Here is a 15,475-nt window from a genome sequence, read left to right as displayed (position 1 = left end):
TCAGTAGGCCGCGGATTATAACGATGGTTTACCCGCTGTGCCATCCGAAAAATCCCCAATGCTCATACGAAGAAACGTCGTGGCAAAAAGCGCCGGTGGTAACGGCAGGCTGACGATGTAGCCCTGCATCTGTTCGCAGCCTTCGGCGGCCAGGAAGGCTTGCTGTGCGGGGTTCTCCACGCCTTCGGCGATGATGGTGAATTGCATGCTGTGGCCCAGGGCGATGATGGCGCGCACGATGGCGGCGTCGTGGGGATCGTCGGGTAAGCCGCGGACGAAAGATTGGTCGATCTTGAGGAAGTCCAGCGGCAGGCGCTTGAGGTAGCTGAGGGATGAGTAGCCGGTGCCGAAATCATCAATCGCCAGTTGTACGCCCAAGTGTTTGAGTTGGTGCAGGACCTCCAGCGCTTCTTCGGCCTGGCTCATGATGAAGTTTTCGGTGATCTCCAGCTGCAGGCGGCCTGGGTCAAGGCCGTAGTCGCGCAGCAGCTGTTCGATGCGGCCCAGCAAGCCGGGGTGGCGCAGTTGCGCGCCGGCGAGGTTGACCGACAGTGGGCCGAAATCATCGAATGTGCCTTGCCAGGCGTGCAGTTGTCGGCAGGCCTGTTCCAGTACCCAATCGCCAATCTGCAGGATTGTGCCGTTTTCTTCGGCCAAGGCGATGAAGTGCTCGGGGGGGACATCGCCGAAGGTGGGATGGTGCCAGCGGATCAGGGCTTCGGCGCCGATCAATTGCTGGGTGGCCAGGCTCAGTTTTGGCTGGTAGTACAGGCTCAATTCGTCGCGCTCTATGGCGCGGCGCAGTTCATGTTCCAGGGCCACGCGCTCGTTGGCTTGGGCCGTGAGGTCGCGGGTGTAGCTTTCGACCCGGTTGCGGCCCTTGGCCTTGGAACGGTACATCGCGGCGTCGGCATTTTTGACCAGGGTGGCGACGTCGGTGCCGTCCTCGGGGTATAGGCTGGTGCCGATACTGGCGCTGATAAAGAACTCGTGCTCACCCGCCTGGAAGGGGGGAGTGAAGCAGGCCAGCAGTTTATTGGCCAGGTGCTGGGCGTCGCTGGCGTGCTGGAGGCCGGGGAGCAGGATGATGAATTCATCCCCGCCCAGGCGAGCGACGGTATCGATGTCGCGCAATTGTTCCTTGAGGCGCACGGCAATGTCTTTGAGCAGCAGGTCGCCTATCGGGTGGCCGAGGCTGTCGTTGATGTGTTTGAAGCGGTCCAGGTCGAGAAACAGGACGGCGCCCTGTTTGCCGGTTTCCTGATGCCCGTTGAGGGCGGCCTGCAGTCGGCTTTCGAACAGCGTACGGTTGGGCAGGCCGGTCAATGGATCGTGGTGCGCCTGGTAGTCGAGGCGGGCCTGGGCCAGCTTGAGGCTGGAGATGTCGGCAAATACCGCAACGAAGTGCGTGATCAACTGTTCGCGGTTGCGTACCGCACTGATCGTCAGCCAGCTGGGGTACAGCTCGCCGTTTTTGCGTCGGTTGGAAATCTCGCCCTGCCAGTGACCCTGTGCGGTCAACTGGTGCCACATGGCGGCGTAGAAGGCACTGTCATGCAGGCCAGAGGCGAGCAGGCGCGGGGTCTGGCCGAGGGCTTCGGCCTCGCTGTAGCCGGTGATCTCGCTGAAGGCACGGTTGACGGCGCTGATGTTCTGTCGGGTGTCGGTGATCAATACGCCTTCGGCCGTGCTCTCGAACACAGTCGCGGCCTGTTGCAGTTTTTCCTGCATCAGCTGGCGTTCGGTGATGTCCCTCGCAATCGTCAGCATGCAGTCGTCATCGCCGATGGGCAGTGGGCGGCTGGACAGCTCGCACAGGCGAATCTGCCCATCGTTGCGGCGTATATGGCAGATGAAGTCCCGCACAAAGCCATCGCGCGCCATCAGTTCCAGCATGTGTTTGCGTTCGTTGAGGTCGACCCAGATGCCCAGGTCCAAGGTTGATTGGTCCAAGGAGGCCGCGCTGTTGAAACCGGTGATGCGACTGAAACCGTCGTTTACTTCAAGCAACAGGCCATCGCGCTGTCGGCTCAACAGCAAGCCGTCGGGAGAGGCATGGAAGGCCTTGGCGAATTTCTCTTCGGAGGTTTGCAGTTGTTGCTGGGTTTCCTTGAGCTGGGTGATGTCGCGCACCACCACTACGATGGCCTCAGTGGTGTCGAGTTGAAACGGCTCGGCGGAGATAAGGCCGGTAAAGGCCTGGCCGTTGTTGCGCAGAAAGGGCATTTCCAAGTTGCGGATGCTGGTGGTCTGCACCCGTTTCAACAGGTCCGGGCCGATGCCTGGAATCCCCCAAATGTTCAGCGCGGTGGCCGTTTTGCCGATCACGTCTTCGGCCTTCAGGCCCACTTGATCCTCGAACGCTTTGTTGACCTCCAGCAGGCAGCCATCGGACAGTCGCGCGATCACCAGAATGTCCGGGCACTGTTGGAACACCGAGGCAAACTTCTGTTCGGAAAGCTGCAGCGCCTCTTCGGTGCGTTTGGCTTCGCTGATGTCGATCATCAAGCCGCGCAGCACAGGCTCATGGCCGTGCTCGATCAGGCTGACTATGTCACGCACCCACAAGCAACGGCCGTCGGCGGTGATCACCCGGTAATCAATGCTGTGGTCGCGGTTAGCACGGGTTTCGCGGTAGCAGTAGGCTTCGGCGCGGAGCAGGTCGGCGGGGTGGATGATGTTGCGCCAGAACCCTGGGATCAGCCAGTGGGCGCGCGGATAGCCGAGCAGTTCCTCGGCGTGCGGCGACACGTAGCTGTAGGTGAAATCGGTGACGCTGGCTTCCCAGGCAATGGCGGACAGGCTCTCCACCAGGCCGCGGTAGTGGTATTCGCTGCTGCGCAGTTCCTGTTCGAGGGCCACGCGGCGGGAAATTTCCGAACTGAGTCGGCGATTGATCCGAATCACAATGGCTAATACGGTAATCAAGAGCAGAACCGCGGGTAGGCCATACAGCAGCAAATCGGTCCAGAACGTACGGTTATCGGTGAACTTGCCCACCCAGTGTTGCTGGATGGTGTTGGTTTCTTCCGGGCTGAGGTCGGCGAGGACTTTGTCGAGGATGCCGACCAGCATCTTGTCGTCGCGCGGTACACCCATCGCCAATTGATAGCGGTAGGGGGTTTCGCCGCTGACATACAACCCGTCCAGCTTGAGTTCGCGCAGGCTCCAGACACTGGACGCCAGGTCGCTGACCACGGCGTCCACTTCGCCGGTAGCCAGGGCCTGCAGGGTTGAGCTGACGTTGGGCATGGCCACCAGATTAAGGTCGGGGTGGTGAGTGCGCAGTAATTCGTGGGGTGCGTAGTTTTCCACCACTGCGATCTTCAGCCCGTACAGGTCCTTGAGATTGCGCGGTCGTACGCCGCCTTCGTGGGCAAGGATGACCATCGGGAAGTCGATATAGGGGCGTGTGAACGCCAAATAATTCTGCCGTTCGGGCGTCGACATAACGCTGGGGACAAGGTCGAGCTGATTGGCTCGGGCCAGTTCCAGGACGGCACTCCAGTTCGGCGTTTCGATCACCTTGATCCTGACGCCCAAACGATCCTGGATCAGGCGCACGTAATCGGCCGCCAAGCCTTGGTAGCGGCCGTCTTCGTCACGGTATTCAAAAGGTGGCCATGACGCGTCCACCCCGAGGCTCAGCTCCTGATGGTCCGCCAGCCAGCCACGCTCATCATCGGTAAGAGTCAACGCGCCAGCCGTTGCGGTCCAGGTCAGCAGCGACAGCAGTAGCACAGTCGACAGTCTGGGCATAACGGTCTCGTTATGGCACGGGGAATGTTTCGAGTGTAGACGGGCATTGCGGGGGAGGGGTGTCGCTTGGGATTTTATCTGTAGAAAGCAAAACCCCCGGCCTGGGCCGGGGGTTCTGGTATCACTCGTCGAGGAAGGAGCGCAGATGCTCGCTTCGCGTCGGGTGGCGCAACTTGCGCAACGCCTTGGCTTCGATCTGACGGATCCGCTCACGGGTCACGTCAAACTGCTTACCGACTTCCTCAAGGGTGTGGTCGGTATTCATGTCGATGCCGAAACGCATGCGCAGTACCTTGGCTTCACGGGCAGTGAGGCCGGACAGTACGTCGCGAGTCGCTTCTTTAAGGCTCTCAACGGTGGCGACATCGATTGGCGACTGCATGGTCGAGTCTTCGATGAAGTCACCCAGGTGGGAGTCTTCGTCATCACCAATCGGGGTTTCCATGGAGATCGGCTCTTTAGCGATCTTCAATACCTTACGGATCTTATCCTCTGGCATTTCCATGCGTTCGCCCAGCTCTTCCGGGGTCGGTTCGCGACCCATTTCCTGCAACATCTGCCGGGAAATACGGTTGAGCTTGTTGATCGTCTCGATCATGTGCACCGGAATACGGATGGTGCGGGCCTGGTCGGCGATCGAGCGAGTGATCGCCTGACGAATCCACCAGGTGGCATATGTCGAGAACTTGTACCCGCGACGGTATTCGAACTTGTCCACAGCCTTCATCAAGCCGATGTTGCCTTCCTGGATCAGATCGAGGAATTGCAGGCCACGGTTGGTGTACTTCTTGGCGATGGAGATCACCAGACGCAAGTTCGCTTCGACCATCTCTTTCTTCGCGCGGCGGGCCTTGGCCTCACCGATCGACATGCGACGGTTGATGTCCTTGATCTCGGCAATCGTCAGACCGGTTTCGGTCTCGAGCGCGGTCAGCTTCTGCTGGCAGCGAATGATGTCCGGCTGCAGGCGACCAATGGCTTCGGCGTATTTCGCCTTGCCCTTGGCCAGTGCGTCGGTCCAGCTTTCGTCTACTTCGTTGCCAGGGAATTGGCGCAGGAAGTCGGTACGCGGCATGCGCGCATCACGGACACAGAGCTGCATGATCGCACGCTCTTGTGCACGCAAACGCTCCAGGGCACTGCGAACACGCTCAACCAGGCCTTCGAATTGCTTCGGTACCAGCTTGATTGGCATGAACAGCTCAGCCAGCGCCAGCAGCTCGGCAATTGCCTGCTTATTGGAGCGACCGTGCTTTTTCAGGGCCTTGCGGGTGATTTCCATTTGATCGGAAACCGCACCGAAACGCTGTGCAGCGATGACCGGGTCTGGACCGCTTTCGACTTCATCTTCATCGTCGCCGCTGGCTTCAGCGTCGTCGTCTTCGGTGTCGTCGTCGGCTTTCGCAGCCTTGGCATCCACAGGCGGCGGCACTTCGGCGGCAGGCGGCGCAATGCCGTCGTCCGGGTCGATGTAGCCACTCAGCACGTCGGACAGGCGGCCACCTTCGGTGGTGACGCGGGTGTACTCGGAGAGAATGTGGTCAACCGTGCCGGGGAAGTGCGCAATTGCGCCCATCACTTCACGGATACCCTCTTCGATACGCTTGGCGATTTCAATTTCGCCTTCGCGTGTCAGCAGCTCGACGGTACCCATTTCACGCATATACATGCGCACAGGGTCGGTGGTACGACCGATATCGGTCTCCACAGCAGCCAGCGCGGCAGCAGCTTCTTCAGCGGCAGCCTCGTCGGTATCGGCGTCCGCCAGCATAAGGGAATCCTTATCTGGCGCAGCTTCGAATACGTTGATCCCCATGTCGTTAATCATGCGGATGATGTCTTCCACCTGCTCTGGATCTGAAATATCCTCAGGCAGGTGGTCGTTGACCTCCGCGTAAGTCAGGTAACCCTGCTCACGACCGAGAACGATCAACTCTTTGATACGAGACTGCTGTTGCGCTTTTCCGGACATAACACCCTATCCACTGAAGGTCTTGGCGGGCAAAAAACAAGCCGAGGATTATACCCGAGCTATGACCTCACACGCCAGCTGAGGTCGGGTTTGATGCGGAAACATTCTGTTTTAAGAGGTCACGCATCTGTTTTGCTATCTGAATTTTCTCTTCAGCCGATAAATCCGGCTGCCTGGCTCGCTTTATGAGCTCATCGAGGGTCTGCGTGTGCTGACCCGCGGATAACCTAGTAATGGTGTCTAAAAACTGTTGTTCAAGGTTATCGCCGTCAATTAGCCACTCCTTTTCTGCGAGTGCTTTCAACAATCGGCCTTGTTCGGTGCCATGCCAGCGAGCCATCAACTGAATTGAGTTTAGCTTAGGATTTTTCTGGACTGCCTCGATCAAGGCGATCAGGACCTGGGCGTACGTATTGCTCGCGTTGGCAAAGTGATCGGCGCTTTCAACCTTTTCCGCCAATTGCGGGTGATGGATGAGCGTGCGCAGGGCAATCAGCGTCGGCGCTTCTACGGCAACCGGGGTGCGTGGGGCATAGGCTTCATCGTTGTCACCGCGCTTGCCGTTCTTGCTCCAGGGTTTCTTGTCCCATTTCTTGCCGCCGGCGCCGGGCTTTTTCGGTGCCCACGCTTGCTGGGGCGTGTAGGCCTCCTGCGGTTGGTGGAAGTCGGAATAGTCCGGCATGGCGTCATAATCCATGCCTGGGTCGTAGGCGGGCGGGGCGTCCTGCGGCGCACTGTGCGCCAGCTGGCTGACGGCCTCGCCACTCAACCCGGTGATTTCCAGCAAGCGCTGGCGCATCAGCGTACGCAGGTTGGCACCCGGTACTTTGTCGATCAGCGGTGCGGCGAGCGTGGCCATGTGGGCCTTGCCTTCGAGGGAGCGCGGGTCGGCTTCTTCGGTCAGTTGCTGGAAGAAATAGTCCGCCAGCGGCTGTGCGTGTTGATTGATGCGCGCGCGGAACGCATCGGTGCCTTCGGAGCGCACCAGGGTATCCGGGTCTTCGCCTTCGGGCAGGAACAGAAAGCGTGCGCGACGCCCGTCCTGCAAGCTCGACAGCGTTGCTTCAAGTGCACGCCAGGCGGCGTTGCGGCCCGCCTGGTCGCCGTCGAAACAGAACAGCACGCTGGGCACTACGCGAAACAGACGCTTCAAATGTTCTTCGCTGGTGGCCGTGCCGAGGGTGGCCACGGCATTGCGCAGGCCTTGTTGGGCGAGCGCGATCACGTCCATATAGCCTTCAACCACAATGATCTCATCGAGGTTGCGGTTGTTCTTGCGTGCTTCGAACAGGCCGTAGAGTTCCTGGCCTTTGTGGAACACCGGGGTTTCCGGGGAGTTCAGGTACTTGGGCTTGTCGTCCCCCAGTACCCGGCCACCAAAGGCGATGATGCGGCCTCGGCTGTCGCGGATCGGGAACATCACGCGATCGCGGAAGCGGTCATAGCGTTTGCCCGTCTCGGCGTTTTCCACCAGCAGGCCCGCGTCGATCATGGCCTTTTGCTGGAGGGTGTCGCTGCTCAGGTGTTTGTACAGGTTGTCCCACCCGGGAGGGGCGAAACCGAGGCCGAAGTCGCGAGCGATTTCACCGGTGAGGCCGCGCCCCTTGAGATAGTCGACGGCGGCCTTGCGCTGCGGATGGCTTTTAAGCGCCTGACGGTAAAAGTCGGCAGCGGCGGTCAGCAGCGGGTACAGCGGCGAATCGGTGGGTTGTCGCGGTTTGTGTGGGCGACCACTTTCTTCGCGGGGGATCTCCATGCCGGCGGCTTTGGCCAAGTCCTCGATAGCCTGGGGGAAGTCCAGGTTGTCGTGGTCCATGAGAAAGCCGAGGGCATTACCGCCCGCGCCGCAACCGAAGCAGTAGTAGAACTGTTTGTCGGGGCTGACGCTGAACGACGGGGTCTTTTCTTTGTGGAACGGGCAGCAGGCGGTGTAGTTCTTGCCGGCTTTTTTCAGTTGCACGCGCGAGCTGACAACATCGACGATGTCGGTGCGGTTCAGGAGGTCGTCAATAAAGCTCTGGGGAATCAGCCCGGCCATGGCGTTCTCGTCGTCACTGCGTGTAAATGAGGGCCCGTGAAGAGCTCAAGCGCACAGGTTGAGTGGCTCGACCATTATCGTCTGCTTGGGCTGCATGGAAGTGTATCTGCCGAACATTCACTGACGTTAATTTCTATTCAGTCTTTGGCATGGAAATGTTACCCGGGCATCCGGTATTGGCCAACGGCGGGCCTCGGAGCTCGATGGGTGCAGTCGACCGATTTGATCGCCTGTTTACAGAATGAGTGTGCTCGTCAGTAGCCTTGTTAGGCTCGTCAGAAGAGACGTGCACCGCTGGCAAAAGAGCCAGTCCTGACGTGTGAAGCGGTTGTCTCGGTCGCATGTGCGGCGTCGACAGTGAAGCATCAAGCGATATCCGCAAATGCCAATAGCCCGGCTGAGGGCCGGGCTTGGCAGAAGCTTGCTACGAACGTCTGTGTATTAGTACAGACGAACGGCGCGGCGCTGTTCGCGCTGAACTTTCTTGGCGTGACGCTTAACAGCGGCTGCTGCTTTACGCTTACGCTCAGAAGTAGGCTTCTCGTAAAATTCGCGGCTACGAACTTCAGCCAGTACACCGGCTTTTTCGCAGGAGCGCTTGAAACGACGCAGAGCTACGTCGAAGGGTTCGTTCTCTTTAACTTTGACGGCTGGCATCCAGAGCTACCTTCTTTCATTACCGGGATCAACGTTCTCGTCGCAAAAAATTCGCGGCTGAGGTCGTCGGTTTTTAAGGGTTGCGGATGTTAACCCCTCATTGCCCGGAATGCAAAGCCTCTGATCGAAAACCGCTAGTCGGGAGGGGGAGTGGCGACTATTATGCGCGCCTTCGAATTCAGCCTCTACAAGGCGCAAACCCATGCTAGTACTGGGACTTGAAACCTCCTGCGACGAAACCGGTGTCGCACTTTACGACAGTGAACGCGGGCTCTTGGCCGATGCGCTGTTCAGTCAGATCGACCTGCACCGCGCCTATGGCGGCGTGGTGCCGGAGCTGGCCAGCCGTGATCACGTCAAACGCATGCTGCCCCTGATTCGTCAGGTGCTGGATGAAGCCGGCTGCGTGCCGACCGAGATCGACGCCATTGCCTACACCGCGGGGCCCGGATTGGTCGGAGCCCTGCTGGTTGGGGCCTCTTGCGCCCAGGCGCTGGCGTTCGCCTGGGGCATTCCGGCACTCGGCGTGCACCATATGGAAGGCCATTTATTGGCGCCCATGCTGGAAAAAACACCGCCGCAGTTCCCGTTCGTCGCTTTGTTGGTTTCGGGCGGCCATACGCAGTTGGTTCAGGTGGATGGCATCGGCCAATACACCCTTTTGGGTGAGTCGCTGGATGACGCCGCCGGCGAAGCTTTCGACAAGACCGCGAAGATGATGGGCCTCAATTATCCCGGTGGTCCGGAAATCGCCCGCCTCGCCGAAAAAGGTGTTGCCGGCCGCTACACCTTCCCGCGTCCGATGTGTGATCGACCAGGCCTGATGTTCAGCTTCAGCGGTCTGAAAACCTCCGCGCTGAACACCTGGCAGCAAAGCGTCAGCGCTGGGGACGACAGCGAGCAAGCCCGTTGCGACATCGCCCTGGCGTTCCAGCAGGCCGTGGTGGAGACTTTGACCATCAAGTGCAAGCGTGCCTTGAAACAGGCGGGCATGAAGCGCCTGGTGATCGCAGGCGGCGTCAGCGCCAACAAGGCCTTGCGCACCTCGCTGGAAAAAATGCTCGGCGACATGAAAGGCGATGTGTTCTACGCACGACCGGAGTTCTGCACCGACAATGGCGCGATGATCGCCTATGCCGGTTGCCAGCGCCTGCAGGCCGGGCAGCATGAAAGCCTGGCGATCAGCGTGCAGGCGCGCTGGCCGATGGAGCAGTTGTCGCCGTTGTAACGCCATAACGTGAGCCGGGCTCAGCGAACGTATTTAAAAATGCCGTTCGCGCCCGGCAAACAGGTCGCGTAAATTGCCTCGGTGGCGCCAGACGATCAGCAGTGTCAGCACGCTCATCGGTACCAGTGCCGCCGGTTCCTGCCAGGCCAATAGCGGCAGGGTGAGCGGGGTGGCGATCAGCGCGGCAAGTGAGCTGGTGCGGGTCAGGTAGAACGCCAGCAGCCAGGCGAGCACGGCCAGCAACGCCGCTGGTGGGTAGATCCCCAGTAACATGCCGGCTGCCGTGGCGACGCCTTTGCCACCGCGAAAGCGGAAGTACAGTGGAAACAGATGGCCCAGGACGGCACATACACCGATCCAGGCCTGTTGTTGCAGGGTAAGGCCGGCAAGGCTGGCGATCAGCACGGGCAACAAGCCCTTGCACATGTCGCCCAGCAGGGTCAGTACGGCGAGCTTCTTACCGGCCAGGCGCAACATATTGGTGGCGCCGGCATTGCCTGAGCCACTCATTCGCGGGTCGGGATTTCCCGTCAGGCGGCTGAGCAAAATGGCGAAGGACAGCGAGCCGAGCAGGTAGGCGAGAATCGCCAGTAACCAAAACATGCTAACTATTCCGGGCGAGGACGCCCTGATTCTAACGGGGCATCGCGCCCTTGTCGTGCAGCGGAGAAGAGTGCTTGGACAGAGTGTTTATCGAAGGCCTGGAAGTCGACACCGTCATCGGGGCCTACGACTGGGAGCGCGGAATCCGCCAATGCCTGCGCCTGGACCTGAGCTTCGCCTGGGATAACCGCCCGGCCGCTGCCGGTGACGACCTGACCCTGGCGCTGGATTACGCCAGTGTATCCGCGCGTATCCAGGCGTTTGCCGAGCAGTCCCAGTACCAATTGGTGGAGACCTTCGCTGAACGCCTGGCCGAGGTGCTCATGAGTGAATTCCAGATTCCCTGGTTGCACCTCAAGTTGACCAAGCCGGGGGCCGTGCCGGCTGCCAAGGGCGTGGGTGTGGAGATCGAGCGCGGATGTCGCTAACTCAGGTTTACCTTGGCCTAGGCAGTAATATCGAGCGCGAGTCCCATCTACGCGCCGGCCTTGATGCGTTGGCGGTTTTTTTGACCGATATGCGCTGCTCGGCGGTGTTCGAAAGCCAGCCGGTGGGCATCAAGAGCGGGCCTTTCTTCAACTTGGTGGTGTCGGCCTATACCGACCTGCCGTTGATGGAGCTGGATCGCCGGTTGAAATTCATCGAGGCCGATAATGGTCGCTATGCGCCGGACCGTAAGGGCTTGCCGCTGGATATCGACGTGCTGCTGTATGGCGAGCTGGTGGGTAATTTCGAGGGCCTGGTCCTGCCCCGTGCAGAGATCCTGAAGAACGCCTTTGTGCTGTGGCCACTGTCGTTGATGACGCCCGATCGCGTGCACCCTGAGGTGGGCAAGACCCTGGCCGAACTGTGGCGCGATGCGCAGATTGACCAGGTGTTGGCCCCTGTCGGGTTTGAATGGCGGGGCCAGCAACTCACGCCAGGCACGCTTTTGTAGGCGCCGAGCTTCCTGTGGCGAGGGAGCAAGCTCCCTCGCCACAGGTGGGCAGCGTCTAGAGAATGGGCTGTTCTTTGTAGGCCTTCAACGCCTTAAGCCTTTCGCGCTTCAGCGCCTCACCCAGTTCCGGGCCTTTGTAGCCCTTCTCCAGCAAGGGCGCGACGGCCACTTCGCGGGCTGCCTTCGCAGCCCCACGCAAATAATCCGCCTGTGGATAAATGCGTTGCTCCAAGCCCTTGCGGCCCCGGGCGTCCATCTCGCAGGCGATCGCAAACTCTTCAAAGCGCTGCGGCCGACGGTACACGTCAAAACTCTGCAGCAACTCCAGCAATGTCGAGGCTTTCAGCTCAAGCGCCCGATGGCCGTGAGTGTGGTATTGGCCCACCAGCAACGCCAGTTCCTGACAATCCCTTGGCACTTTGAAGCGTTCATTGACGGCCTTGATCAGCTTCAAACCCCGATGTTCATGGGCAATATGCTGCGGCAACTTATCCACAGGCGTCGTGCCCTTGCCCAGGTCGTGGAGCAGGCAAGCCCAGCGCACAGTCAGTGGCTGTTTGTGCAAGGCTGCCTGTTCCAACACGCTCAAGGTGTGCACGCCGGTGTCGATTTCCGGGTGATGGGCTTCGGGCTGCGGTACGCCGAACAGTGCATCGACCTCAGGCATCAAGGTTTTCAACGCAGCGCAGTCGCGCAGTACCTGGATAAATACCTGTGGCTGGTCTTCCATCAATGCCCGAGAGATTTCTTTCCAACTGCGCTCCGGTGTCAGGGCTTCCAGTTCACCGGACTCGCTGAGTTGACGCATCAGTTCCAGTGTTTCGGGCGCGACGGTAAAACCCAGGTGCGCGTAACGCGCAGCAAAGCGCGCGACTCGCAATACACGTAGAGGATCTTCGGCGAATGCCGGGGAAACATGGCGCAAAATGCGCGCTTCAAGGTCGCGCAGGCCGTGATAGGGGTCAGTCAAGTTACCGTCATCGTCTTCCGCCATCGCGTTGATGGTCAGGTCGCGACGGATCAGGTCTTCTTCCAGCGTAACCTCTGGGCTGGCATGAAACACAAAGCCGCCGTAACCCCGGCCGCTCTTGCGTTCGGTGCGGGCCAGCGCGTATTCATCGCCATTTTTTGGGTCCAGGAATACCGGGAAGTCTGCACCCACAGGTTTGAAGCCTTTGGCCAGCATCTCTTCTGTGGTTGCACCCACGACGACGCGGTCGATGTCGGTGACCTTGATGCCCAGCAAGCGGTCGCGTACGGCACCGCCGACTTTGTAGATTTTCATGAAAAAGCCTCCATTAGCGTCACAGGATACCGCCTGTGCCTGGCCAATGGAGGCTTTGCTGTTTCAGAGATGAACGACGGCGAGGTCCAGGCGCCCGTAGTCGTTGTCGTTATGATCGCTGCGCGGTGGCACGTGATGGGTTTTCATCACCTGATCGCCTTGCAGGGTTTCCAGGTGGATGTCGAACCCCCACAGCCGATGCAGGTGCTTGAGCACTTCCTCGGTGGATTCGCCGAGAGGTTTGCGGTCGTGTTGCTGATGGCGCAGGGTCAACGAACGGTCGCCACGCACATCGATGCTGTAGATCTGCACATTAGGCTCGCGATTGCCCAGGTTGTACTGCGCCGCCAAGGTTTCGCGGATGGTGCGGTAGCCGGGTTCATCATGGATGGCCGGTACCAGCAGGTCATCCTTGAGGTCGTCATCGAGGATGCTGAACAGCTTCAGGTCACGAATCACTTGGGGTGACAGGTACTGCAGGATAAAACTCTCATCCTTGAAGCTGCTCATGGCGAACTTGATGGTAGACAGCCAGTCACTGCCGGCGATTTCGGGGAACCAGCGGCGGTCCTCCTCGGTTGGGTGTTCGCACATGCGTCGGATATCGCGGTACATGGCGAAGCCCAGCGCGTAAGGGTTGATGCCGTTGTAGTAAGGGCTGTCGAAGCCTGGCTGGAACACCACGCTGGTATGGGAGGTGAGAAACTCCATCATGAAACCGTCAGTGACCAGTCCTTCGTCGTACAGGTCGTTCATCAAGGTGTAGTGCCAGAACGTCGCCCATCCTTCGTTCATCACCTGGGTCTGACGCTGTGGATAAAAGTACTGGGCGATCTTGCGCACAATGCGCACGATTTCGCGCTGCCACGGTTCCAGCAACGGTGCGTGCTTTTCCAGGAAATAGAGGATGTTTTCCTGAGGTTCGGAGGGGAAGCGCGCATTGTCCTTGTCGCTGTTCTTGCCGGCGCGTTTGGGAATGGTGCGCCACAAGTCGTTGATCTGTTTCTGCAGGTGCTCTTCGCGCTCTTTCTGGCGCAGACGTTCTTCCTCGGCGGAAATCGGGTAGGGGCGTTTGTAACGGTCGACTCCGTAGTTCATCAGGGCATGGCAGGAGTCGAGCAGGTCTTCCACCGCATCGATGCCGTGGCGCTCCTCGCATTGCATGATGTACTGCTTGGCAAACACCAGGTAATCGATGATCGAACTGGCATCGGTCCATGTGCGGAACAGGTAATTACCCTTGAAGAAGCTGTTGTGCCCGTAGCATGCGTGAGCCACCACCAGCGCTTGCATGCAGATGGTGTTCTCTTCCATCAGGTAGGCGATGCAGGGGTCGGAGTTGATCACGATCTCGTAGGCCAAACCCATCTGGCCACGACTGTAGGACTTTTCGGTGCTGAGGAAGTGTTTGCCGTAGGACCAATGGTGATAACCCAGGGGCATGCCGACGGAGGCATAGGCATCCATCATCTGTTCGGCGGTGATCACTTCGATCTGGTTGGGGTAGGTGTCCAGGGCATAACCCGCCGCAATGCGGCTGATTTCCCGGTCATAGGCCTGGATCAGTTCAAAGGTCCACTCAGACCCCGTGGAAATGGGTTGGCGCTTTTGCTCTTTTTTGGCGGTCATGTCACTAACCTGCGCTGGAAGAGTTCACGGAAGACCGGGTAGATATCGCCGGCCGAGACCAGTTGCTGCTGGGCGAAGGTGTCGGCAAAGGCTTCGCCGATGCGTTCATATTCGAACCACAGGGCCTGGTGCTCACGGGGGGTGATTTCAACGTAAGTGTAGTACTGCACGAACGGCATGATCTGGTTGATCAGGATGTCGCGGCAGATAGGCGAGTCGTCGTTCCAGTTGTCGCCGTCCGAGGCTTGGGCGGCGTAGATATTCCACTCGTTGGCTGGGTAGCGCTCGGCCATGATCTCCTGCATCAACTTCAACGCGCTGGAGACGATGGTGCCGCCGGTTTCTCGCGAGTAGAAAAACTCTTCTTCGTCTACTTCCCGGGCGCTGGTGTGGTGGCGAATGAACACCACATCGATCTTGTCGTAGTTCCGCTTGAGAAACAGGTACAGCAGGATAAAGAAGCGCTTGGCGATGTCCTTGGTGGCCTGGGTCATGGAGCCGGAAACGTCCATCAGGCAGAACATCACCGCCTTGGAACTGGGATTGGGTTGTTTGACCAGCAGGTTGTATTTCAAGTCAAAGGTGTCGAGAAATGGCACACGATGAATGCGTGCGCTGAGTTTCTCTATTTCCGCCTCTATTTCCTGAATATCGCCGAAGTTGTCCGGCTCTTCACGTTTCAAACGCGCCAACTCTTCCTTGGCATCCCTCAGTTTGGCGCGGCTGCTGCCCGACAGGGCGATACGCCGGGCATGGGCCGAGCGCAGGGTGCGGATGATGTTGATGCGTGACGGGTTGCCCTCGTTACTGATCCCGGCGCGGACGGTCTTGAAGGTGTCGGTGCCGGTCAGGTTGCGCTTGACCAGGTTGGGCAACTCCAGGTCCTCGAACATGAACTCGAGGAATTCTTCCTGGGTGATCTGGAACACGAACTCATCCATGCCTTCGCCGGAATTGCCCGCCTTGCCGGGGCCCTTGCCGCCGCCACCGCCTTGGGGGCGCTGGATATGTTCGCCGGTGGTGAATTCCTTGTTGCCGGGGTGCACGACGGTCTGTTTACCGCCCCGGCCGTGGTGCAGCACCGGTTCGTCGATGTCCCGTCCAGGAATGCTGATTTGTTCGCCATGCTCCATATCGGTGATAGAGCGGCGGCTGACGGCCTCTTCAACGGCCTTTTTGATGTGGTCACGGTAACGCCGCAGGAAACGCTGGCGGTTTACCGTGCTCTTGTTCTTGCCATTGAGGCGTCGGTCGATCACATAGCTCATGGGGAGCCCTCCGGGCAGCTTCACGTTACAAGCTTCAAGCAGCGAGCTGGAAGCTTAGAGACAAGCGGTCGGCTGCCAGGCCAGAAGCCCGGCAGCGCA

At 59.4% G+C, this 15,475-nt stretch carries 11 protein-coding genes; 3 read left to right on the top strand and 8 right to left on the bottom strand.

Features of this window, described 5'->3' with window-relative positions:
* Positions 1-15: 15 nt before the first annotated feature.
* From K7431_RS04855 to rpsU, 4 genes are all read right to left on the bottom strand, one after another.
* On the bottom strand, positions 16-3,759 hold the full coding sequence (locus K7431_RS04855) for an EAL domain-containing protein (RefSeq protein ID WP_015886189.1): 3,744 nt from the start codon (positions 3,757-3,759) through the stop codon (positions 16-18).
* Between the two features lie 121 nt (positions 3,760-3,880).
* The gene (gene rpoD, locus K7431_RS04850) at positions 3,881-5,731 is read right to left on the bottom strand and encodes an RNA polymerase sigma factor RpoD (RefSeq protein ID WP_015886188.1); all 1,851 of its coding nucleotides are present in this window, start codon (positions 5,729-5,731) and stop codon (positions 3,881-3,883) included.
* A gap of 67 nt (positions 5,732-5,798) precedes the next feature.
* The gene (gene dnaG / locus K7431_RS04845; protein WP_015886187.1) at positions 5,799-7,769 is read right to left on the bottom strand and encodes a DNA primase; all 1,971 of its coding nucleotides are present in this window, start codon (positions 7,767-7,769) and stop codon (positions 5,799-5,801) included.
* 441 nt (positions 7,770-8,210) lie between these two features.
* Positions 8,211-8,426 (bottom strand): 30S ribosomal protein S21, encoded by a 216-nt coding sequence (gene rpsU, locus K7431_RS04840; RefSeq protein ID WP_002551877.1) that lies wholly within the window; start codon positions 8,424-8,426, stop codon positions 8,211-8,213.
* A gap of 202 nt (positions 8,427-8,628) precedes the next feature.
* On the opposite strand from rpsU, the gene tsaD reads away from it, so the two are divergent.
* Positions 8,629-9,654: a tRNA (adenosine(37)-N6)-threonylcarbamoyltransferase complex transferase subunit TsaD gene (gene tsaD / locus K7431_RS04835; protein WP_015886185.1), complete on the top strand. Its 1,026-nt coding sequence runs from the start codon at positions 8,629-8,631 to the stop codon at positions 9,652-9,654.
* A 33-nt stretch (positions 9,655-9,687) separates the two neighbouring features.
* On the opposite strand, the gene plsY is transcribed toward tsaD, so the two are convergent.
* Positions 9,688-10,257 carry a glycerol-3-phosphate 1-O-acyltransferase PlsY gene (plsY, locus tag K7431_RS04830; RefSeq protein WP_015886184.1) on the bottom strand — a complete coding sequence of 190 codons (570 nt, stop codon included), beginning with the start codon at positions 10,255-10,257 and terminating at the stop codon, positions 9,688-9,690.
* A gap of 74 nt (positions 10,258-10,331) precedes the next feature.
* On the opposite strand from plsY, the gene folB reads away from it, so the two are divergent.
* Together folB and folK are read left to right on the top strand one after the other, a co-directional pair.
* A complete protein-coding gene (gene folB / locus K7431_RS04825) occupies positions 10,332-10,685 on the top strand; it encodes a dihydroneopterin aldolase (protein ID WP_015886183.1) in 354 nt (117 codons plus the stop codon).
* Entirely contained in the window at positions 10,676-11,194 is a 519-nt protein-coding gene (gene folK / locus K7431_RS04820; protein ID WP_015886182.1) for a 2-amino-4-hydroxy-6-hydroxymethyldihydropteridine diphosphokinase, read from the top strand. The genes folB and folK overlap by 10 nt, the downstream gene beginning before the upstream one ends.
* Positions 11,195-11,249: 55 nt before the next feature.
* Here the strand turns inward: folK and K7431_RS04815 are convergent, their stop codons facing one another.
* From K7431_RS04815 to K7431_RS04805, 3 genes are all read right to left on the bottom strand, one after another.
* A complete protein-coding gene (locus tag K7431_RS04815; RefSeq protein ID WP_015886181.1) occupies positions 11,250-12,479 on the bottom strand; it encodes a multifunctional CCA addition/repair protein in 1,230 nt (409 codons plus the stop codon).
* A 63-nt stretch (positions 12,480-12,542) separates the two neighbouring features.
* Positions 12,543-14,108: a SpoVR family protein gene (locus tag K7431_RS04810; protein WP_015886180.1), complete on the bottom strand. Its 1,566-nt coding sequence runs from the start codon at positions 14,106-14,108 to the stop codon at positions 12,543-12,545.
* Positions 14,105-15,376, bottom strand: a complete 1,272-nt coding sequence (locus K7431_RS04805) for a YeaH/YhbH family protein (protein ID WP_015886179.1) — start codon at positions 15,374-15,376, stop codon at positions 14,105-14,107. The genes K7431_RS04810 and K7431_RS04805 overlap by 4 nt, the downstream gene beginning before the upstream one ends.
* Between the last annotated feature and the right edge of the window lie 99 nt (positions 15,377-15,475).

It is taken from the genome of Pseudomonas fluorescens group sp., assembly GCF_020093335.1.
Lineage (GTDB): Bacteria > Pseudomonadota > Gammaproteobacteria > Pseudomonadales > Pseudomonadaceae > Aquipseudomonas > Aquipseudomonas petroselini.
Note: the sequence above shows the minus strand (reverse complement) of the source record. Positions and strands in the feature narration are given on the sequence as shown.

Coding starts and splice junctions, on each gene's coding strand:
- plsY (WP_015886184.1), bottom strand. CDS start 10,257: ATGTTTTGGTTACTGGCGATTCTCGCCTACCTGCTCGGCTCGCTGTCC.
- K7431_RS04805 (WP_015886179.1), bottom strand. CDS start 15,376: ATGAGCTATGTGATCGACCGACGCCTCAATGGCAAGAACAAGAGCACG.
- rpoD (WP_015886188.1), bottom strand. CDS start 5,731: ATGTCCGGAAAAGCGCAACAGCAGTCTCGTATCAAAGAGTTGATCGTT.
- K7431_RS04815 (WP_015886181.1), bottom strand. CDS start 12,479: ATGAAAATCTACAAAGTCGGCGGTGCCGTACGCGACCGCTTGCTGGGC.
- tsaD (WP_015886185.1), top strand. CDS start 8,629: ATGCTAGTACTGGGACTTGAAACCTCCTGCGACGAAACCGGTGTCGCA.
- dnaG (WP_015886187.1), bottom strand. CDS start 7,769: ATGGCCGGGCTGATTCCCCAGAGCTTTATTGACGACCTCCTGAACCGC.
- K7431_RS04810 (WP_015886180.1), bottom strand. CDS start 14,108: ATGACCGCCAAAAAAGAGCAAAAGCGCCAACCCATTTCCACGGGGTCT.
- rpsU (WP_002551877.1), bottom strand. CDS start 8,426: ATGCCAGCCGTCAAAGTTAAAGAGAACGAACCCTTCGACGTAGCTCTG.
- folK (WP_015886182.1), top strand. CDS start 10,676: ATGTCGCTAACTCAGGTTTACCTTGGCCTAGGCAGTAATATCGAGCGC.
- K7431_RS04855 (WP_015886189.1), bottom strand. CDS start 3,759: ATGCCCAGACTGTCGACTGTGCTACTGCTGTCGCTGCTGACCTGGACC.